Source organism: Leuconostoc mesenteroides subsp. mesenteroides, assembly GCA_009676745.1.
GTDB classification, from domain to species: Bacteria; Bacillota; Bacilli; order Lactobacillales; family Lactobacillaceae; genus Leuconostoc; species Leuconostoc koreense.
Genome location: CP046062.1, coordinates 1,349,322 through 1,372,160, shown reverse-complemented (window position 1 = coordinate 1,372,160; position 22,839 = coordinate 1,349,322). Strand labels below are relative to the sequence as shown.

The 22,839-nt window shown below is 36.0% G+C and carries 19 protein-coding genes; 5 read left to right on the top strand and 14 right to left on the bottom strand.

What is annotated here, in order from left to right; all coding sequences use genetic code 11:
* Positions 1–89: 89 nt before the first annotated feature.
* From gndA to GJV51_06735, 9 genes are all read right to left on the bottom strand, one after another.
* Positions 90–1,517 carry an NADP-dependent phosphogluconate dehydrogenase gene (gndA, locus tag GJV51_06775; GenBank protein ID QGM25695.1) on the bottom strand — a complete coding sequence of 476 codons (1,428 nt, stop codon included), beginning with the start codon at positions 1,515–1,517 and terminating at the stop codon, positions 90–92.
* A gap of 286 nt (positions 1,518–1,803) precedes the next feature.
* Positions 1,804–2,310 carry an ECF transporter S component gene (locus GJV51_06770; protein QGM25694.1) on the bottom strand — a complete coding sequence of 169 codons (507 nt, stop codon included), beginning with the start codon at positions 2,308–2,310 and terminating at the stop codon, positions 1,804–1,806.
* A gap of 402 nt (positions 2,311–2,712) precedes the next feature.
* Positions 2,713–3,762 (bottom strand): zinc-binding dehydrogenase, encoded by a 1,050-nt coding sequence (locus GJV51_06765; GenBank protein ID QGM25693.1) that lies wholly within the window; start codon positions 3,760–3,762, stop codon positions 2,713–2,715.
* A 222-nt stretch (positions 3,763–3,984) separates the two neighbouring features.
* Positions 3,985–4,806, bottom strand: a complete 822-nt coding sequence (locus GJV51_06760) for an SDR family NAD(P)-dependent oxidoreductase (GenBank protein QGM25692.1) — start codon at positions 4,804–4,806, stop codon at positions 3,985–3,987.
* 190 nt (positions 4,807–4,996) lie between these two features.
* Positions 4,997–6,553 carry a hypothetical protein gene (locus GJV51_06755; GenBank protein QGM25691.1) on the bottom strand — a complete coding sequence of 519 codons (1,557 nt, stop codon included), beginning with the start codon at positions 6,551–6,553 and terminating at the stop codon, positions 4,997–4,999.
* Between the two features lie 3 nt (positions 6,554–6,556).
* Positions 6,557–6,937: a 6-pyruvoyl tetrahydropterin synthase gene (locus GJV51_06750; GenBank protein QGM25690.1), complete on the bottom strand. Its 381-nt coding sequence runs from the start codon at positions 6,935–6,937 to the stop codon at positions 6,557–6,559.
* Entirely contained in the window at positions 6,934–8,280 is a 1,347-nt protein-coding gene (locus GJV51_06745) for a putative glycosyltransferase, exosortase G system-associated (protein QGM25689.1), read from the bottom strand. Before GJV51_06745 ends, GJV51_06750 begins: the two co-directional genes overlap by 4 nt.
* Complete coding sequence (xrtG, locus tag GJV51_06740) at positions 8,281–8,853, bottom strand: exosortase family protein XrtG (protein QGM25688.1); 573 nt, start codon at positions 8,851–8,853, stop codon at positions 8,281–8,283.
* 5 nt (positions 8,854–8,858) lie between these two features.
* The gene (locus GJV51_06735) at positions 8,859–9,575 is read right to left on the bottom strand and encodes a hypothetical protein (protein QGM25687.1); all 717 of its coding nucleotides are present in this window, start codon (positions 9,573–9,575) and stop codon (positions 8,859–8,861) included.
* 322 nt (positions 9,576–9,897) lie between these two features.
* On the opposite strand from GJV51_06735, the gene GJV51_06730 reads away from it, so the two are divergent.
* The 5 genes from GJV51_06730 to GJV51_06710 all read left to right on the top strand — a co-directional run bounded on the left by GJV51_06730 (position 9,898) and on the right by GJV51_06710 (position 15,972).
* The gene (locus tag GJV51_06730) at positions 9,898–11,607 is read left to right on the top strand and encodes an alpha,alpha-phosphotrehalase (protein ID QGM25686.1); all 1,710 of its coding nucleotides are present in this window, start codon (positions 9,898–9,900) and stop codon (positions 11,605–11,607) included.
* A 17-nt stretch (positions 11,608–11,624) separates the two neighbouring features.
* Complete coding sequence (locus GJV51_06725; GenBank protein QGM25685.1) at positions 11,625–13,028, top strand: MFS transporter; 1,404 nt, start codon at positions 11,625–11,627, stop codon at positions 13,026–13,028.
* Between the two features lie 20 nt (positions 13,029–13,048).
* Positions 13,049–13,288 carry a hypothetical protein gene (locus GJV51_06720; GenBank protein ID QGM25684.1) on the top strand — a complete coding sequence of 80 codons (240 nt, stop codon included), beginning with the start codon at positions 13,049–13,051 and terminating at the stop codon, positions 13,286–13,288.
* 72 nt (positions 13,289–13,360) lie between these two features.
* A complete protein-coding gene (locus GJV51_06715) occupies positions 13,361–14,335 on the top strand; it encodes a LacI family DNA-binding transcriptional regulator (GenBank protein QGM26113.1) in 975 nt (324 codons plus the stop codon).
* A 74-nt stretch (positions 14,336–14,409) separates the two neighbouring features.
* Entirely contained in the window at positions 14,410–15,972 is a 1,563-nt protein-coding gene (locus GJV51_06710; protein QGM25683.1) for an oligosaccharide flippase family protein, read from the top strand.
* Between the two features lie 73 nt (positions 15,973–16,045).
* On the opposite strand, the gene GJV51_06705 is transcribed toward GJV51_06710, so the two are convergent.
* From GJV51_06705 to GJV51_06685, 5 genes are all read right to left on the bottom strand, one after another.
* A complete protein-coding gene (locus GJV51_06705; GenBank protein QGM25682.1) occupies positions 16,046–16,501 on the bottom strand; it encodes a GAF domain-containing protein in 456 nt (151 codons plus the stop codon).
* Between the two features lie 152 nt (positions 16,502–16,653).
* Positions 16,654–18,114, bottom strand: coding sequence for a family 1 glycosylhydrolase (locus GJV51_06700; protein ID QGM25681.1), 1,461 nt, complete (start codon positions 18,112–18,114; stop codon positions 16,654–16,656).
* A 12-nt stretch (positions 18,115–18,126) separates the two neighbouring features.
* A complete protein-coding gene (locus GJV51_06695) occupies positions 18,127–19,965 on the bottom strand; it encodes a PTS beta-glucoside transporter subunit IIABC (GenBank protein QGM25680.1) in 1,839 nt (612 codons plus the stop codon).
* A 97-nt stretch (positions 19,966–20,062) separates the two neighbouring features.
* The gene (locus tag GJV51_06690) at positions 20,063–20,923 is read right to left on the bottom strand and encodes a PRD domain-containing protein (protein ID QGM25679.1); all 861 of its coding nucleotides are present in this window, start codon (positions 20,921–20,923) and stop codon (positions 20,063–20,065) included.
* A 237-nt stretch (positions 20,924–21,160) separates the two neighbouring features.
* On the bottom strand, positions 21,161–22,837 hold the full coding sequence (locus GJV51_06685; protein ID QGM25678.1) for an alpha,alpha-phosphotrehalase: 1,677 nt from the start codon (positions 22,835–22,837) through the stop codon (positions 21,161–21,163).
* Positions 22,838–22,839 lie beyond the last annotated feature (2 nt).

The window sequence follows — 22,839 nt, the reverse complement described above, 5'->3', positions numbered from 1 at the left end:
ATTTTACCTCTCAGATTATATTTGTAGAGAATTGTAGCACATTTTAATACGAAAGTGCATGAAAAAAACCGTCCAAGACGGTCTTTTTTTCATGCTTCGTCATACCAAGGAAAATGGTACATTTCTCCAGCAGGCTTATCTGTTCTTTCATAGGTATGAGCGCCAAAATAGTCACGTTGTGCTTGTGTAAGATTAGCAGGTAAAACAACCGAACGATACGAATCGTAGTAAGCCACAGCAGCAGACAATGAAGGCGTCGGCACACCGGCCGTAACAGCTATCGCTACGACACGACGGGCAGCATCTTGATATTCCTCGGCAATACGTTGGAAGTAAGAATCCAAAAGCAAGTTATGCAAATCCACTTGTGTTGTAAAGGCATCTGTAATGCGTTGTAGGAATTGGGCACGAATAATCGCGCCTGCACGCCACAATTGCGCTAGTTCTCCAAATGGTAAATGCCAATCATAGTACTCTGATGCCATACGAAGTTGATCAAATCCTTGTGCATACGACATAATTTTTCCAAAATACAAGGCTTTCCGAATATCCTCTATCGTGCTTTGCTCATCACCAGAAAACGAATATTCTGGTCCTTTCAATATTTTTGAAGCCGCAACACGATCATCTTTCATTGCTGATATGTAACGCGCATAAACTGATTCAGTTATTAACGATTGTGGCGCTCCAACTTCAAGCGCTGATTGGGAAGACCACTTACCTGTACCTTTGTTTCCAGCTCGGTCTAAGATGACATCAACAATTGGCTTGTCAGTATCTAAATCATCCTTTCGAGTTAGAATATCAGCAGTTATTTCAACTAAATAAGAATTCAATTCTCCTTCGTTCCAAACAGAAAAAGTTTGAGATAATTGCTCTTGATTGAGATGTAAGACACGCTTTAAAATATCATAAGACTCTGCAATCAATTGCATATCACCATATTCGATACCATTATGCACCATCTTGACATAATGTCCTGCACCATTAGGACCAATATACGTAACAGTTGGTTTACCATCTTCTGGAGCTTTTGCCGCAATTTGTGTCAAAATAGGAGCAACCAAATCATACGCTTCACGTTGACCACCTGGCATTAATGATGGTCCTTGCAAAGCACCTAGTTCACCACCTGATACACCCATACCAATAAAATTAATGCCTTCTTGCGCTAATTTATCTGAACGACGTATCGTATCTTCAAAGTAAGTATTACCACCATCAATCAACATATCGCCTTTTTCTAAATGTGGTAATAATTCGTCAATAACAGCATCCGTACCCTTACCAGCTTTCACCATCAGCAAAATTCGGCGTGGCTTTTTAATAACCCCCACAAATTCCTTTGTAGTATAGCTTGGAATAAATGCCTTATCGTCATGTTTTTGGACTAAATCATCAGTTCGTTCGCGAGAACGATTGTAAACAGCAACTCGATACCCCTTGGACTCAATATTAAGCGCTAAGTTACGACCCATTACAGCTAACCCAACAACACCAAAATCTGCTTGTTCCATTTTATTGCCTACTTTCCTTTAATTTAAACCCATTTCTGTATAATTAATTTGCTACGCTACATAAAACATTACTCGAGTAAAATCGATAAACCACTACCTGTAACCGCTTACAATAATAGTCCTTTGACTTTATTTTGTCAACTTAAATGAACACAGTTTTTTCCGTTAGAACGTCAACTCTTTGCTGAAGTCAACAAAAAAAGAGAAAAGATTCATTATGTTGTTGAATCTTTTCTCCTCAAATTCTTTATATCAAATCGTGCCGTTTGAATATTGCCAAAACAGCTTAGATTTCTAGATCAACATGTGGCAGACGTTTAAATACTGGTAAAACAACTAATGCAACGATTAAGCCTATCACTGCTTGTGCAATATTTCCGACAATTGAGGCCAGCCCTGTCGCCCAATTATACAAAATAGCACCAGCTAACATATACCCAATCACCATAATCAGTGATCCAATAATTAAGCCAATCACTTGACTAATAATATGTTTCTTATAGCCAAAATACCCTACGATTAAGCCCTCTATTCCATGAATCATTAAAGAAAAAATCATCCATTGGGGATAACCAGCCAGCAAATCTAACAGCAGTCCACTTAAACTACCGACAATCAACCCACTGCGCGCACCACCAATTAAGGCCGCTAAAAATATTCCAGCTTCAACTAAGTTAACAAATCCATTCGTCGCTGGGACAGGTATCTTAACAAGATATGATAATGCAATGTTGAAAGCTATGATGGTTGCTAAAATAGTAGTTTGCTTTGTATGATTTTTTTGTTCTAACATGTTGTTTGTTTCCTTTTATTTTACACAAATAACTTTTTTATACTTCATCCGGAAATTGCGATTAAACCAAATATTATTACTTGATACTGGGTAAATGATAGGAAAATATTTTGACAAATAAACTTTTTTAATTGCTAACAACCAGTATCGGTTATTCTTTTTGTACGAACCAAGTATAGATGACATTTTTGAACATGTAACTCAATTAATTATCTTAATCATTAAAACCATGACTAAATCGGTGTTAGCCTAAAATGAATCATACTCTTAAAAGTATTATCTATGACTAGTTATCAATTCTAAAAGCTAAGTTAACTGTGTAATTCATAATAAAAAGCCACTGCTATCCTAAACAAAAATAAAAGATAGTAGCAACTTGTATACTTAGGTATGTTGGAGTAGTTAATCCTGATTTAACTCAATCAAAATCTTGGCCTGTGACTTATCGCTTGTTAATGACTCAAAACCATCAGAAACAATATTGTCTAATGAAATTATATCCGTAATAACTGGCTCTACGTTAATTTGTCCACTGCTAACAAGGGCAACAGTTTGTTGGAAAGTCTCTTTTGAATATGCAATTGTTGTAGTCAACTTAACGCCTGCATTCATCAATTGCATTGGGTTAAAACTGATTGGCTTTGCAAAAATTGAAACAATAACGACACTTCCGCGCGGACGTGTTGCATCTATTGCCTGTTCAAAAGTTGGCTGTACCCCGGCAACTTCAAATGAGGCATCAGCACCCCCAGGAATAATTTCTTTGATAGCTGCGATAGTATCAGGTACTTGACTTGGATTAATTACGTCTGTTGCACCCATTGCAAGCGCCTTTTTCAAGCGAACTTCTGACAAATCTACAGCCACGATTTTAGTGGCCCCCGCTGCCTTTGCAGCAGCAGCAACCAACACACCTATTGGTCCGGCACCAAAAATCACAACCTTTTCGCCAAAACGAAGATCAGCTTCTTTGATAGCTTGGACCGCAACGGCCGTTGGTTCAATAGTAGCTGCTAATTTCAATGAGAATTCTTCGGGTAAATGGTATAAGTTATCTTCTGGTACATTAACGAATGATGTGAAACCACCGTCCGTGCTTAAACCAATAAAACTATAGCCATCGTAAACATCCAAATCATCAGAAGAGATTCCCTTTGTCACAGTTGGATTGACTGAAACGTGATCTCCGACTTTAAAGTTAACCACATCGGGACCTACTTTTTCGATAACACCGGAAAACTCATGTCCCATCGTTAATGGTGCTTGACCACCAGTCAATTCATCTGTTTGATCAACGGGAATAAATACGGGCCCTTCAAGGTATTCGTGTAAATCACTGCCGCAAATTCCAGCATAAGCAACACGTACTACTACCTCATTAGATTTTGTTGGTTTAAGTTCAACATCCTCCACACGAACATCTTTAACACCATGCCATACAGCTGCTTTCATTTTTTCTCCTTTTAACTATCAGTTTAAATTTTGAAAGACATAAATATCTTTAATTATATTATATGTCAACGCTTACAATTTGTGTATATAAATTTAATTATTTTCTGTACAGAAAATGTAATTTTGTACAGAAAATGTAAATTCTCATGCACAACCGGGCAATGCTACGATAAAAGTCAGCACTCATTCTCTAGAAACTGTCTATTTGTTGTTAACTTAAATTCAAACAACCTTTTGAATTAATTTATCAAACATTCGTGTAGGCAAAATGGCATGTAAACTAACCAACAACTTGGCACCATAACCCACTAAGTATCTAGGCTTTGGTCGTTTAGTCATTACTGACTTTACAATCGTTGAAGCAACTACATTTGGATCTGTCAGCTTATTAGATGTATAAAGTTGATGCATTCTTTTGGATGCCGCTAAAGCATGCTCAGCATAGGGTGTATCAACTGAAGTTTTTCGAAGATTCTCTGCAGCAATAGTTCCCCAGTCAGTTTTAATCCCGCCTGGTTCAATAAGAATGACATCAATACCAAATGGTTTCACTTCCATTCGTAGCGCATCGCTAAACCCTTCTAAAGCATACTTAGTGGCATGATACCAAGCACCCATATATGTTGTCATACGTCCTGCCATGGATGAAATATTAACGATACGACCAGATTTTTGATGGCGCATATGTGGTAAAACCAGTTGAACAAGCGTAGCAAGGCCAAACAAATTCGTTTCAAATTGCTTTTTAGCTTCTTCAATAGGAACATTTTCAATAGCACCGTACGAACCATATCCAGCATTATTAATTAGAATATCAATTTGGCCATCTCGACTGATAACTTCTGCTACGGCTGATTTAATTGAGTGTTCATCAGTTAAATCCATCTCAAGAGGAATAACACCTAAAGAAGACAATGGACTGATTCTTTCGGTTCGACGTGCTGTACCATAAACTTTAAAGCCATGTGTACTTAATTTTTCTGCTGTTCGATACCCAATACCGCTACTAGCACCAGTTATTAATACTATTTTTTGTTTGGTCATACCTTTATGTTCTCCATTTTTCGTTTGATAACTCATAGATCAACGTAACATTTCAAAATACAATTTGAAATCTGCTAGCATTAACCCGTATTTGTGTTTTTAAATAAAATAATTATACTTTTAATTTTTACGCTTTCATAATTAAAAAGCCACTGTTACCAGTGACATTATACTACCAAAATTTTAATTATTATGTTTCGTTGTTCGTCCTTTTTAATAATGTAGCATCCATAATTTTTTGAATATTTTGTTTCGAATCATGAACCAAGAGACTAGCACCCAATAAAAATAGTGGTAAAAATTGGATAATGTACCTACTTCTACCGCCTTCAAATAAAAGAAGAAACAAAAAAGCTCCCGTTATGCCTAGTCTGATTATTTGTGTTGCATGTGATTTATTATGCCAACCAAAAAATATACAGCTTAAGATAATTAACCAAATAAATTGCGCAATAAAACGAAAGTTGGCCACATTTTCTCCATAAATATACAGATAGTTTTCTATCATCCTTTTTAAGCCATGGGATCTTGGAATCTGGTCACCTTGAATAAAATGTCCCTCTTTTCCCCACGCAAACGAGCCGTCGGCAGTATTGTTTATTTGCTTTTGAATGATAAAACGAAAATAGCCAATAACACCTAGTTTTTTTAACCGCTTAACATACATTTTTTGCGAATATGCAATTTTTTCAGATTTAGTTGCTAACTCACCCATTTTTAAGGTGTCCTGTGCATTATATCCACCTTCACCGGAAATGCCCATGTTCATAAAGTGTACCGCCGGAATAGCTCGATCACGGTTGACGTGAATCAATGTCTGCTGCGTAATTGTACTTTGGGTTATCGTGTATAAAAAAATAAAAGAAAATATAACTACCAAAACTGTACTAATTTTTTTGAGCACCTTAGGTAGCAACATATGTTGTTCTTTCAGCAAGCTGAGCACCTCAACGAAACCGATTGCGATAGCAGGAATAATTGCGGATGGCTTAATGAAATACGTTCCACACACCAGTAAAGCAAAGAGTGCCATTAATAAATTTTTCTGCCACAGTTTAGACACTCTCTTTGCGCTGAAATAGAAAAACAAAAATGCTGATACAAATGGTAAAACCCATGTGTCTGTATAAGGTACAACAATCCAAGGGAAAAAGCCGAATACTAAGATATTAATATACAAAGAAACAGCAAAGTAACGTCTGTCAACCATATAAGAGGTAGCAACCGAAAAAACAATCGATAGATCAACCATAACTATGGTCAGATAATCAAAAAATAACCATGTCTTCAACTGAAAAACATTTGAAAGAAATGACATGAACAACAGAATGGGCAGGTTATTTGAATTCAAACTAAAATATGCTCTATTATTTACATCATCTACATTGTCTAGTGTATTAATTAATGCTGATGGATCCCAACCAATTTTAGGATGAAAGACTGTTACAAATAAAAATTGTACTAAAACTAGCAATAAAAATAATGCAACTGATGTAATATTTTTATGCTGTTTAAAAATAAATATTACAGAATTTTTGACTTTAGGTACAAAATAAATCAGACTGATAACCAATAAGATGATGCCAAGAAAAATAAGCAGTCCCAACGTAGTTGTGGTACCTCTTTTTAAATTATCGCCGATAGTAAAATTATCGGATAGAATCGCTGAAATATAGGTAATACCAAAGAGTAAATAAAATAAAATTAGAATAGCAGTATTTCCCAAAGAAAATATTTTCTCTTTCATATGCTATTCACCGCTCATATCATCTCGGGTCACATAGTAAAATCTCATTGGTGATTCACCAATCTCAATTTTATTTAGTTGTGCATGCATTGGTGAAATCTGCTTTGCTACTAACGTAAAAAAGAACTTTGTTATGTTTTCTAAAGTAGGATCTATTGTGGTAAAAGGTTCAACCTTGTTCAGAAATTTACCAGAATATGTTTTAAAAAGCTCATCTAAAGAGCCCTCAATTTTATCAAATACAATCATATCTTCGTTAGTTGAACGGAACTCTACTGCTATTTCCCAAGAATGTGCATGTTCTTCACCTTCACCATTTTCCCATCTAATTGCATGAGTAGCATGAATATAATATTTCAAATGATAAGTTCCTACTAAATTCATTTTTTTCTACCTCCTTTAATTTTAATAAAGTCTTGTTTAACAATTGTTCCTACTGTCTTGAATTCTTCATGATAATTTTTCGCAGTCCACTTAGCAGAAAGGTATTCTGTATTAATTACACCAATTAAACGTATCCAAGACAAAATAAAATTATATATAGGTATCCAGAATATACAATCGAATAATGAAAAATAAAATTTACGCTCGTCACTAAATTTTTTTAACATCATGTTTACATTAACAAAAACCATCATACTCATGAAAACATATAGAAGATAAATAGCAACATATGATAGCAACAGCAGTAAGGGTGAATAGTTTAAAAACAAGAGAGCAATGCTTGCGAAAATCCATATTGTTTTTAGAAACATAAACGTATGATCTATGATTAGTCTTCTCACCAAAAAATTTGAGAAAAATGATTTTAATCCTAAACGATTTCCAGAATACTTTTTCGATACTTCAATTTGACCACGCTGCCAACGTTGCCGCTGCATATATAGCTTATTCCAACTTTCAATCGGGTCAACGAAAAAGAAAGCATCTGCGCAAAGAACGACTTTTCCATTCGTTTTGTCTCTAACTTGAAAAGTAATATCAATGTCCTCACCAACAGTTGAGACGTCATACATAAAGGTTTTCATCAAGGCATCTTTTCGGAATCCTGAAAATGCACCGGACATGGTATATAGATGATTGTTTTGTGATTCAATACTCCTGCCTGACATAAAGGCTTGTGCATACTCAAAATATTCTAAACGTTGCAACCATTTCAATCCAACATTTTTAGTACGTTTAATCAAAGATTTTTGTGTCAATATACTACCTGTCATAGCAGATATGGTTATATCACTTTCAAACTTTTTGATTAAGTTTCTTAAAGCATTAGGCTCTAAAATACCGTCACTATCAATATTAATAATATACGTACCTGAGCTATTGTAAATCGCAGAGTTTAGCGCACGAGCTTTTCCTTGCTCGGTTTTCATCCACTGCATATTTATTTTTGGAAAACTATTTTGTGCGGATTGAAATGCTTTGAAACTTTGGTCTTTACTTTTATTATCTACCACTATGACTTGAATTTTATCTATAGGATAGGTTGATTGACACACTGACTGAATGCATTCATAAAGTGTATCTTCAGAGTTGTATACTGGAATAATAATTGAAATAAAAGGCCAAAAAGTTGGACTTTTTTCAGATTTTGAATGACCAATTGTATGAAAGAATATTTTTAGAAAAGATGAGATTGCCGGAACTGTTTCTACTAAAATAGGAACCAGTAGCCAAGTAATCCAGAATCCCATTTGACTTAACGTTGAAAAAAATACGTAGTTCATTTACACCTTCTTTTTATTTTTTGCTAAATAACCATATGTAAATACTTTGTAGTAAAAGAAAACTGCAAAGATATAAAAAACAATTCGGCCGATAATTGAATGCGCTAAAAAGAAATAATCCACACCAAAAGTATGAACAATCAATACAATCAAAATTAATCTAATAACATTAGTAACGTACATCCATAAAAGGCCTAGTAAAGCTAGCACAGCTTTTTCTTTAGCTTGATACATTGGATAGAACGCCAATAAGGCCCAGAATGCCGCTGTTTCTATGACTCCTGAACATTCATAGTCAATTGACATTGTAATCATGTTAAACCCATTATTAATAGCAATTAAACCATAATCTAAATATACAGTAGCCAAATTTAAGGGATGCGCGACCAAAGAAACAGCAAACGTAACCGCTCGCGCCATTATCCAAATAAAGTAAGGTTTGCTAAAGAAAAATAAAATAAAAAATAGCCCTATACTACCTACAATAAAATAAAAAGCTGGAAGATTCGCTCTTTTAAAAACAGATAAAGCATAAAGCCAAATAACACCACTAATTAATAAAAAGATACTCAAAAAAATTAGCCCCTCTTTCTATTTTTTAAAAATTTGCCAGATAATACTAATAGGATCGCCATAATAAAACCACTCACAACGATAAAATTTCCACCTGTACTAGCACCAGTTACCGTTACTTTTTGTTGTCCCATGTTATCAGTATCATAAATTATAAGGCTTTGCGCCATATCTGGATTTTTTAAAAAGCCACTTAATGGAATTCTAATCTCTGCCTGATCATGATATGCCCATCCATTACTCGCTTTTTTAGAAGCCACATAACCTGTAACACCTGGAATTTGTTGGTTAATAAATAATTTATCAGGGTCATTATTACTCCAAGCCCAAACGGAAGAAATACCGGCTTTCGAACCAGGTTGCAAAGACCATATTCCGCCATCAACTGAAAATGATAAACTAGTAACATTGTTACCAACTTGGACATTCCAACCACTTCCTTGAAACCTGTAATTATGTCCCTGATTATAAGGATCCATATCAATATAAATATATAAATACTTATCGTCAGCTAAAAAAGAACCTTGTTTGGTAACATTACCATTGTTATAGTCAAAGAAGATGTCCGTTTTAGGTTTGTCTGCCCAATCCGAAAAATTACCATCAATTGTAATATTGTAATCATTTGCTGTATCCGCCTTGACTAGGCTTGGATACAATAAGGCAACTGTCAATAAATTTACTGACAAAATAACTAGTATTAATATCTTTTTGAAACGCAATTAACGATACCTCCCTTTAACTTATAACCATTAGTTTTCATAGACTTAAAAAATATCTTTAATTATGCTTTATTTCATTGCACATACATATCAATCGTTTTGTATTCTACTCCACTAACAACAGCAACCGTCCCGCAAATGGGCTAGAGACTGTCTCCCGAATTATACATTATTATTACTAGCTTTTCAATTTAAATATACTATTTTCATCATTGTAATATAAAATCTCTTTTCCAAATGTAAGCGCTTGCATTTACGCCTTATTCGGTTTATACTATGTGGTAAATAAATGGAACGTTCCAATTATAGAGAAGGAGATCTTATGAATAAGACAATGTGGTGGCAAAATGCTGTTGTATATCAAGTTTATCCAAAAAGTTTTCAAGATAGTGACGATGATGGTATAGGTGATTTGAGAGGCATAATAAATCGTCTTGACTATATCGAAAAACTAGGTGTTGACGTTATCTGGTTGAATCCCGTCTATAAAACCTCAAATATTGACGGTGGCTATGATATTTCAGATTATAAAAGCATTAACCCTACTTTTGGCAACATGCACGATTTTGAAGAACTACTAGCCAGTGCCCACCAACGTGGATTAAAAATAATGATGGATCTCGTAGTTAACCATAGTTCTTTTGAGCATGAGTGGTTCCAAAAGAGCATCAGTAGTAAAGATTCGGACAATAAGTACCGAGATTACTATATTTGGCGTGACCCAGTTAATGGTCATGAACCAAATAACTGGGGTTCATTCTTTTCTGGTCCTGCTTGGACATTTGATAAGAACTCTGGACAGTATTATCTACATTTATTTGCCAAAGAACAGCCGGACTTAAATTGGGATAATCCCGAACTTAGACACTCAATATTCGACATGATGAATTGGTGGGCTACAAAAGGAATTGATGGTTTTCGTATGGACGTCATTTCTCTTATTTCAAAACCAGCGGGATTACCTGATGGTCGAATACATGGCTCAGAATTATATGGTGATGCTGCTGAAGTTGTTGCCAATGGGCCTCATATTCATGACTATCTAACCGAAATGAACAATCATGTCTTGAAAAAACATGATTGGATTACAGTTGGTGAAACTATCGGTGTCGACACAAAAGAAGCAGAGAAATATGCAAATTTGAACGGAACAGAACTAAACATGGTTTTTCAGTTTGAACATGTTAGCCTGGATGGTAACGACAACCCAGCGCTCGGAAAATGGTCTGATAAAAAAGTGTCATTACAAAATTTACGTGATAATTTGACCAAATGGCAGAAGTCGCTGTATGGTAAGGCGTGGAATAGCTTGTATTGGAACAATCATGATCAACCTCGTGCTATATCAAGATTTGGTAATGACTCAGAAGAATATCGAGAAATTTCTGGAAAAATGTTGGCTGCCCTTTTACATTTCATGCAAGGGACACCTTATATATACCAAGGTGAAGAATTAGGAATGACAAATGCTGGTTTTCAGGAATTGTCACAATATGAAGATTTGGAATCCATTAACGCATATGAAGAGCTAGTTAACAAAGAAAAGCTTATTACATCTGAAGACATGATGAAATATCTTCGTGCACGGTCACGTGATAATTCAAGAACGCCGATGCAATGGAACAACAATATTTACGCAGGCTTTAGTCATGTTAAACCTTGGCTATCTGTGAACCCTAATTATCAAACAATCAACGCAGAAGATGAATTGTCAAATCCAAATTCATTGTTTTATTTTTATCAAAAGTTGATCAAATTGCGCCATACTTTGCCAGTAATCACAGATGGTGATTTCAATTTATTCAAAGGGAACGAAGATGATAAGGAAGTCTTCGCCTACACACGGAAAAATAAAAAAGAAACCTTGTTCGTCATTGCAAACTTCACTTCTCATTCGGTCACACGCCGATACGATGTCCCCTCTGAAAGCAAGTTACTTGTTGAAAATTACCCAACAAATGACAATCAAACATTAAAACCATATGAAGTCAGAGTGTACTTGTATACTTCTTCAACCACGTTGCATCTATAAAAAGGAAGGTGTATGACATGTCTAGTAATGGAACAGTTACAGTAAAAAAAGGCAATGGAAAGTTGCCTTGGAATGAACGTTTAAGTTATGGTGCTAGTGATTTTGCTTGTAGTTTTACATTTAGCTTAATCGGCACATATTTAATGTATTTCTATACTGACGTCTTTGGTATCACAGCCGGAGCTGTCGGCACATTGATGTTAGTTGCACGTGTAATTGATGCACTTGATGGACCATTTTGGGGCATTATGATCGACCATACGCACACAAAATGGGGTCGTAGCCGCCCCTACTTTCTTTGGTTTAATGCCCCTTTTACAATCTTCACAATTTTATGTTTTACAACACCAGATTTACCAATGAATTGGAAAATTGTCTGGGCTTATGTCACCTATATTGGTATTGACGTTTTATATTCAGCCGTCAATATTCCACTAACTTCGATTTTGCCAAGTATGACAACAGATCCAAATGAGCGTGTTCTACTCTCAACAATCAGATCACTATTTTCTAACTTTGGTGGAACACTGATTTCAGTGATTGCCTTACCACTGGTCACCTTATTCGGAGGAGAAGATAACCCACGCCGTGGTTTTTTCTGGGTTGCTGTCATGGCAGCGGCAGTATTCTTCGTCATTTACCTGGTTGTGTTTGCCAATCTACGTGAACATGTACAAACCCGTCAGTCACAACAAGCACTTCCAATTAAAACATCCTTAAAAGCGCTTAAAAATAATTGGCCATGGGTTATTGTTGTTGGCTTAAACTTTATTTATTGGTTAGGTATGCAGACAAAAGGACAGGTAACCATCTACTTCTTTAAATACAACTTAGATAAACCTGAGCTAGCTTCCTTGGCTTTATTCTTCAATGCTGTTGGTTTGGTTTCTGTATTCTTAACACCTAAAATTGTTATGAAAATAGGAAAAAAGAAGACACTACTATCAGGACTAGGTCTGAGTATATTGGGTCAATTAATCCTTGGCCTCGGTGCACAATTCTTGAACATCCCACTAGTAATTATTGGTACGATTATCGGAAACTTTGGAAATGGTTTCGTTGGCGCCTTAATTGCCGTTTTATTAGCGGATTCTGTTGATTATGGAGAATGGAAAAACGGCGTTCGTGCCGAAGGGATAGTAACCTCTGCCTCGAGTTTTACCGCTAAGTTTGGCATGGGTATTGGTGGCGCAATTACCGGTATGCTTTTATCACTTGGCCACTACGTACCAAACAAAACCCAGTCGACAGCAGCACTGTTTAGTATCGAAGCAAACTATGTTTGGGTGCCTTTAATCGCCCTTGTTATTTCGTTCATACTAATACTCTTCTATCGTTTGACTCCCGAAAAAGAATTAGAAATGACACGTTATATTGATGCTAAACACGCTAGAGAAAATTTGGAAGATAGTATTCAATAATCACAGAAAGGATGACAATTATGGAAAAAAACTTTACTATTAATCCACACGAGTTTGCTATGTCTCTGATAAACAACACAAATCATCCAAATGAGATCACAAACCAACGATTTATTAAAAATCAATTGACGCTTTATTTAGAAGCCTACTTCATGATAGAAGACTTCAATCATTTAGAGGTGCAACAAATAGAAAATATGAAACAACAACAAATGTCAGAATTATTTGATAAAATGTTATCAGGAAGGTTTACACCATAATCATTGTAAAAGTGCCAGTCGGCACTTTTTTATTACATAATTTATTGAAGAAGGTATTTGAAATTGGTTAATATGAACGATGTAGCTCGTTTAGCTGAGGTTTCTAGAGGATCTGTGTCTAATTACATTAATGGGAAGAGAACCAAGCCAAATACACAGAAAAGAATAGCAGAAGCCATAGCGGAACTAAACTACGTGCCAAATGCTACAGCACGTTCTTTAAAAACTAGTCAATCAAATTTCGTTGTTTTTATCATTCCGACAGTCAATTCACCTTTCTTTTCGGAATTAAGCTACTACATGCAGCAAGAGTTGCAAAAAAAAGGCTATAAAATGATATTATGCAACTCTAATAATCGATCAGAAGATGAAATCGAATATATACAGATGGCTAATACGCAAAAAGTTGCAGGATTAATCACGATGTCCTACGCGGATGCAGCTAATTTGATTGCAACAGATATACCACTCGTTTCAATTGAAAAAAAAGTTTCCGACCAAGTTCCATTGGTTGTTTCAGATAATTATTCCGGAGGACAGCTAGCGGGCGAAACGCTAGTTAAGTCTGGCGCTAAACAACTTTTATTTATTTCAAAGGCACCTGTGCGTAATATATCGTCTATTCGCGAACAGGGGTTCTTTGATTACTGTCACGAACACAATATTGCTGTAGAAAGATTTGTAACGCGTGATATTGTCAATTTCGTGGACGACTTTGCTACGTTTATTAATCAAAATACTGTAAATACAACATTTAACTATGACGGTATTTTTTCTGATTCGGATGAATTCGCGAGTGATTTTTACTTTTTGCTAACTCAAAAAGGCGTTAATGTACCTACAGATGTACAAATAATAGGATTTGATGGTGCTCGTATTTATTCACGACAACAAATTTTTTTATCTTCAATTAAACAACCTACTGCCGAAATCGCCAAATCATCAGTAGAAAAATTATTATCACAAATGAATCAAACTACTACTACATCATCTCACGAGCGTATCACCTTACCAGTTCATTTTGTTAAAGGCATAACAACTTTGTAACTATCATTATGTCATCCATTTTCAAAATGAGACGACTAATATATTGAAATAATGATTAGTGTTACAATAATAAAATGAGACAAAAAAATCCATCCCAAAACCAACTCACCAACGGTACCGCATGGCTAGCTTTTGGCAATATTACTTCGAGAGCTTTAGGTGCATTGTATGTTATTCCTTGGACAATGATGTTAGGCGCACTATCGCTACAAGCTAACACATTGATGGGTAAAGGCTATAATTTATATCAATTTTTCTTAATGTTATCAACCGCTGGACTACCTTCAGCTGTTGCTAAATTCACGGCACGACTTGAAGGTAATAGCAAACAGCAATTCTTGAAAAGCGCGACACGACTAAGTTGGATTGCAGGGTTTCTTTGTTGCGTTGCATTATGGTCTTTAGCCCCTATCCTTTCTGCTAGTGACGTAAAGTTGGTTCCTGTACTGCGATCTCTTTCTTGGGCTGTATTAGTTTTTCCATTTTTATCTGTTTTACGTGGGCAACTGCAAGGCGAGCTAAGGATGGCTGAAATCGCCAAATCTGATGTAATTGAACAAATCGTCCGTGTGGCTTATATGTTAGGATCTGCATATGTTATTTTACAATTACAGCATGGTAGTTGGATAACTGTAGTTGTACATTCAACATTTGCAGCATCTATTGGCGCTTGGGTGGCAACCATTTACTTATTATTTTGCACACTTTCAAAAAAACAACCGTTAGTTAGTGATTTCCTTAAAGAAAATGCTGAACCAGAAATCATCAGTTTTAAACGGATTGTCGTTCAGTCCTTACCTTTCGTTATCATTGGCGGTTTTTTAGTTGCCTACCAATGGATAGATCAATTCAGCTTTCACGTATTGATGTCAAAATTCAATACTACATTATCCAGCGACAAAATCGAAACAATTTTTGGTTTATTCAACTTTAATAGTAATAAGCTGATTATGATTGTGGTTTCATTGTCTGTTTCAATTGCATCGACTATTCTACCCCTAATTTCGAAAAACAGGTACAATCATGTGATACTAAGAAAGTATGTCAGTCAATCTTATGTATTATTTTGTGCCATCACCCTACCAGCTTGTGCAGCACTGTACTCGTTAAGTAAGCCGGTTTACATCCTATTTTATGGCAATTATGCTGCAGAAAGCTTATATATACCAATGGTACAAATTTCAGCAGTGATCGCTCTATTCATGGGATTGACATCTGTTCTAGCTATGATTTTGCAAGGACTCAGTAAAACTAACATAGCACTTAGAGCAATTGGCTGGGGCATGATTGTTAAAATTCTATGCCAACCTATTATGATTGGTTTGACAAACTCCTTAGGTGCTCTATTATCAACATTAATTTCTCTGGTGATTATTACTATTATGATGGGAAGCTATATTCAGCATCGTTTTGATCTTCTTAACTTTTTAAATACGAAGGTGTTAAATACTATATATATTAGTTCATTGATGTTATTAATCCTGTTTACTGGACTAAGTCTATTATTAAACCGCTTTATTCCAGATACTAGAGTTGGTTCAGGTATTTTTCTGGTATTAGTTGGCTCACTAGGTGGTCTACTACTATTGGTTATTTACAAAAGATACCACATACTAGATGTTTTCAAAAATAAGTAGCGCTAATATACTTTTCTATCCAAATAAAAAGGCAACTGATGAAATCAGTTGCCTTTAATGTATAGTATGCAAATTAAATATGATTTGCTAAGATTTCAGCAAGCTCTTCTACTTCATTTTTTTCTTTCTCACCAAAGCGATCCAATAATGGTGAATCGATATCAATCATTCCATAAATTTGTCCATCTTTAAATATGGGTACAACTAATTCCGAATTACTATCAGCATCACAAGCAATGTGTCCAGCAAAATCATGTACATTTGGTACGACAATGCTTTCTCCGTTAGCAAAAGACGTCCCAACTACGCCAGATTCAGGCTGAATATGCATACATGCTACTTTACCCTGAAATGGACCCAAGTCTAACTCTTTAGTAGCATTATTGTAGATATAAAAACCTGCCCAGTTCAAATCCTCGTAGTTTTGAAACAATAAGGCGGCAGCATTTGCTAGATTAGAAACAACATTCGTTTCATTTTCCAATAACGCATCTAACTGTTGACCGACCAAACTTATAACTTTACTCATAAATACACCTCTTTTATTAAAATGACACACTTATTATTTATAAGTATATTAACATAAAACTAGTTCCTAGTAAATTATCAAATATGTGTTAGTCAACCTAAATAACTACCTCATTAAAAAACGACACTGTTCATTCGTGTCGTTTTTTAATTTTATTCTAATATTTTACCGTTACTTTCAATAACTTTTTGATACCAGAAGAATGAATCCTTTTTGTAACGCTTTAATGTACCATTTCCTGCGTCGTCTTGATCTACATAAATTAAGCCATAACGTTTACTCATCTCTGAAGTACTAAAACTAATGATATCTAGTGGTGCCCACATTGTGTAGCCCATTAAGTCGACGCCGTCGATCACAGCCTCTTTCATCTGTTCAATATGCAACCGAAGGTAATCAATGCGATAATCATCGTGCACTTTGTAATCTGCTGTTATTTCGTCTACTGCTCCCAAGCCGTTTTCAACAATAAATAATGGTTTACGGTAACGATCCCACAGGACATTTAGGGAAACTCGCAAACCAATCGGATCGATTTGCCATCCCCACTCCGATTCCTTCAAATAAGGATTACGACCACCCAAACTCATATTACCAATTCCAGATTCAACGCCATCTACTCCTGTCACATTGGTCATGTAATAACTGAAACTAATAAAATCAACCGGATACTGTTTCAAAATTTTTTCATCATCAACAGACATATTGATGACGATACCATTTTCATTAAAATATCGATTCATGTATTCTGGATATTCACCCCGTGCTTGAACATCGGTATAAAACAAATTTTTCTGATCTTCAACCTGTGCTGCTTGTACATCAACTGGGTTTGCTGTTGCTGGATACGTTTGCATGCGAGCTAACATTGAACCAATTTTCGCATTGGGCGCAATTTCCTTTAATTGCTTAGTCGCAATAGCGCTGGCAACAAATTGATGATGAACTGCCTGATAGCGCACTTGCAACTGTTCTTGCATACTCAAATCACTATCCATAGCGCCAGTTTCATGAAATCCCCAAGCACTAGTGTTAATTTCATTGAATGTCAACCAGTACTTAACTCGGTCCTTGTATCTCTTAAACACAGTTTCTGTATAGTGATTGAATGCCTTGATGGTCTCACGACCCAACCAACCATTGTAACGCTTCGTTAGTTCAATTGGCATCTCATAATGCGAAAGCGTCACAAGTGGTTCAATATGGTATTTATCTAGTTCATCAAATACTCGGTCATAAAAAGCTAACCCAGCTTCATTTGGATTTTCTTCTAAACCAGTTGGAAAAATACGTGACCAAGCGATTGAAAGTCGAAATACTTTAAAACCCATTTCTGCAAATAGTGCAATATCTTCTTTGTAGTGATGATAAAAATCAACGCCACGACGCTTTGGATAATGTACATCCGAATGATCGGCGATAGCTTCTTGTAAGGTATCTGCGTTAACATCTCCCATTGACCCGTGACGTCGGTTCTCAGCTTTACGTACCACTTCAGCTGTTGTTAAGCCCTTCCCATCTACTTGCCACGCCCCTTCAATTTGATTAGCAGCAGTTGCGCCACCCCATAAAAAGTCCTTTGGAAATCCTGTGATTGATTCTTTACTATACATGTTATTCTCCTTTTACAATGCTTTTAGTTGTAGTAACCAATTTTGGTTGGCTACCGTATCTTTAGTCTCAGTTATTTCGTAATCTGCTGTATTTGTGATAATAACCATCACCGTTGGATCATATCCAGCTTCCTGAATAGCTTGACGGTCAAAAGTTATTAATGGCGTACCAACAGAAACCTTTTTTCCTTGTTCAACTAATTGATTGAAATACTTTCCGTTTAGTTGTACAGTGTCAATCCCTATATGAATCAATACCTCTACACCAACATCAGAGATTAAACCAATAGCATGTTTACTTGGATAAACGGCAGCTACTGTACCTACTATTGGTGAAACAATTTGATCATCATCAGGTACGATAGCAATTCCTTTACCCATTGCGCCACTAGCAAAAACTTCGTCTTTTACTGATTCTAGTGGAATAATAGTGCCAAGCACGGGCGCAATGACTAAATTATCTTGCATTTCTTCGGTTTTTTTATTTTCTTCTTGACCCTCTTTTCGTTGGCTGGGTACACCGAATAGATAAGTAGCAACTGCTGACAAAACAAAGGCAACAACCAAACCAATAATTACACTGGTAAATCCTTTACCCAAATATGTAGGTAAGGCTAATAAACTAGGCAAGGTAAAGGCATTCGCGTGTGCGCCACCCCCACCAGCGATGGCACCACCAATACCACCAGCAATCGTTGCAAAAATAAATGGTCGCTTTAGTTTAAGTGTAACACCGTATATAGCTGGTTCAGTAATGCCTAGTACACCTGTAAGAACCGATGATCCTGCTAAAGATTTCATCTTTGCATCTTTTGTTTTAAGAAACACACCAAGTGCAGCACCTGATTGTGCTAAAACAGCAACACTTAGCATTGGTAGCAAGTAGTCGTATCCTAACTGACTAATGTTATTGGTCATAACTGGTACGAAAGTCCAATGCACGCCGAAGATAACAAATACTTGCCACAAAGCACCCATTACAGCACCAGCAGCATAAGGTGCCACACGGTAAACACTCTCGACTGATGACGATAGTATAGTTCCAACACTTGTACCTAATGGACCAACAACTAATAATGTGACTGGTACCATAATAATTAGGCTGACCATCGGTGTAAAGATATTACGAACAGATTCATGGAAAAACTTATCCAAAATTGGTTGTAAATAAGATAACATCCAAACTGCTAATAATATTGGTATAACACTCGAACTATACGTTGTTCCGACAACAGTCAAACCAAAGAATGTTACAGGCTTACTACCTGCTAATAACGTAATCAAATTTGGATAAAGTAATGCACCGGCCAAAGCTGCTGCAACATACTGATTCACTTTTAACTGCGCCGCAGCTGTGAAAGCTAGCCAGACTGGTAAAAAGTAGAAGAAGGCATCACCAGCGGCATACCAAATTTGATACGTTCCACTAGACTCTTGCAACCATCCTAGTGTCACAAAAACTGCCAGTAGCCCCTTCAAAACACCAGTTCCGGCCATCGCTCCTAAAAAAGGTGTGAAAACACTTGAAATAAAACCAACGAAACGATTAACAATGTTTTCTCTCTTTTTTTCTGCTTGCTCATCGCTCTGAGCATCGTCTCTTGCTAACCCAATTGCATCGGCTAAAGGTTCAAAAACTCGCGCAACATTGTTTCCAATAACAACCTGGTATTGACCTGCTGATTTAACAACAGTAATCACACCATCCATCTTTTCTATTTTTTCAGTTTCTGCTTTGCTTTCATCTTTTAATTTAAACCGCAAACGGGTAGCGCAATGCCAGGCTGATCCGATATTATCCTTGCCACCGACACCAGCCAATATCTTATTAGCTAGAATTTCATAATCCATTTTTTTACCTCACTATGTTATAAAATAAAAACCCAAAAGATATCACATAACTGATATCTTTTGGGTTTTGCCTAATTAAATAGTTACAATCCCTAATTTAAATTGAAGAATCAACAATCCTTTGTAAATGCATCGTTAGGTAAACTTGTTCGTTGACTCCTGTTTTTTGTTTAGTTTGTTTCTCCAGATAATTAATCACACGTTGTGCACATTGGTATGAACTTTTGTAACGTTTCTGCAGGCTCTCTGACAAGTGCTGCGACATGACGTTATCAAAATTATTCTCTCCTTTTTGAATGTGGTTTTCATCTAATAATCGATCTACGAAGAAACGCAAATGAACAATTAATCTCTGATAATTGAGATTAGAAGAATCAATATCAGGTAGTAAATCATGACGAATCAGTGTTAATGCACTTTCAATGAGCTGTGTCATATTGGTAGCTTTTTCATTGAAATTTGGACCAGCACGTTTTTCAACAAATTTCAAAGCAATAAAGCCAACCTCATCCTCAGGTAACTGCACACTCATTTGTTCATTAATAAAGTCTACAGCGAGTGTACCGATACGATATTCATCAGGATAAAAGTGCTGCGTTTCCCATAATAGTTCATTTTTAATGGGTAAGTTTTTTTGTAGGCGTTCTACCGCAAACTGTATATGATCTGCTAGTCCGATTAACAAGTATCCGTCAAATGACAAGCCTAAATTTTTTTCCGCAGTTGAAATAATATGTGAGGCGATTTCGACATAGTCCGAGGAAATCGTATCAACCATTTCGTTAAACATTCTCGTCCAATTTTCGTCCTGCGGATAATAAGTTTTTTCAATTTTACTCGAATCAACTGTTTGACCTATCTTTTGCTTGAAACCAACACCGCGCCCGACGATAACCAATTCTTGTTCATTATTCTCAGCTAGTAGAACATTATTATTAAAAATTCTTTTTACCAGCATGGTCTGCTCCTATATTTTGAAAATAAAAAACCAAATAATAGTTTCCTATCACCATCCAATATTATGAGGTGTATAGTTCCCTTATCATTTGGTTTTGCCTATCGCTAAAATCACGATAGTTACAATCCAACTTTATAATGTTATTATATATCAAAATGAAAGCGTTTACAATAGCTTAAATAAATTAATTTTCAATAAAAAATTAATATCCTTTATGAAGAAGGTAAGATACTACTTTTAAAACTGATAGACTTTAGACTCATATGGACGAAGTGTTTCCGCTTGGTCATCATCGTAATTACTAATCAAAATTTTTGCATTTGCTGGTACACTATAATTTCGCGTAACGGTTGTGTCAGTAAAATTATTGATAACAAGCAGTTGTTCGTTATTTCCCACACGTCGATAAGCATAGACTTGTTCGTCATTTGGTTCCAACAACTGATACTTTCCAGTAGTGATAATTGGCAAATCATGTCGCAATTGAATTAGTTTTTGATAATAGTAAAAAATAGAATCCTTATCAGCTAATGCTTGCTCAACATTTATTGTGTCGTAATTATTGTTTAATTTAAGCCAAGGGGTTCCTGTTGTAAATCCTGCATTGACTGTACTGTCCCATTGCATTGGCGTGCGTGCATTGTCTCGTCCTTTCGCATGTACGTACTTCAACATTGTGTCTTCGTCGATCAAGTGGTCCTTGTCAATTAAATACTTAAAAGCATTTTTAATTTCAACATCATCAAAATCTTCACGTTTCAAATTATAAGCATTGGTCATTCCAATTTCTTCGCCCTGATAGATGTATGGTGTTCCTTGCATAAAGTGCAATAAGGTTGCAACCATCTTTGCTGAAACCACGCGGTACGCTGGTCGGTCATCTCCATAGCGGCTTACCGCTCTTGGTTGGTCATGGTTATCCCAATATAACGAATTCCAGGCTTTACCGGCTAGATCATTTTGCCACTTGGATAAGTTTTCCTTCAAGTCAACTAGAGAAACTTTTTGATTGTACCATTTTCCCAAAGCTGGATTTGGGTTATTATCAAGTCCCATATGTTCAAACTGGAAAACCATATTTAATTCTGATCCGTCTGTGTTAGCATACTTGATAGCATTATTGATATCAACACCAGATGCTTCACCAACAGTCATCATATCAGCTCGCTTTAGCACTTTTTCACGCATTTCTTGCAAATACTCATGAACATGGGGACCATTAGCTACTGCCTTATCTGCATTACCATACTCACCGCCTTCAGGAACCTCACCGTCTGGCAAACCATCTGGTTTTGATATCAAAGAAATAACATCCATGCGGAAGCCATCAATTCCTTTATCAACCCAGAAATTCATCATATCAAATACTGCTTGACGTACTTCAGGATTTACCCAATTCAAATCGGGCTGTCCTTCCACAAATAAATGTAAGTAATACTGCCCCGTTTTTTCGTCAAATTTCCATGCTGGCCCTGAAAAGAACGAGCCCCAATTATTTGGCTCACGTCCATCAACTGGATCACGCCAAATATAAAAATCACGTTTATCATTATCTTTTGAGGAACGACTTTCAATGAACCATTGGTGTTGGTCTGATGTGTGATTAACGACTAAGTCCATCAAAAGTTTAATGCCTTTGTCATGGGCTTTCTGAAGTAATCGATCAAAGTCTTGCATCGTACCAAATTTTGCATTAATATCTTCATAATCAGAAATATCATAGCCATTATCTTTGTCAGGTGAAGCATATATTGGATTTAACCAAATAACATCGGCACCTAATTTTTTAATGTAATCTAGTCTTTGCTCTATGCCTTGAAGATCTCCAATACCATCTCCATTTGCATCTTGAAATGATCGTGGATAAACCTGATAAACAACTGCCTTCTGCCACCATTTAATATCTTCTGTCATTT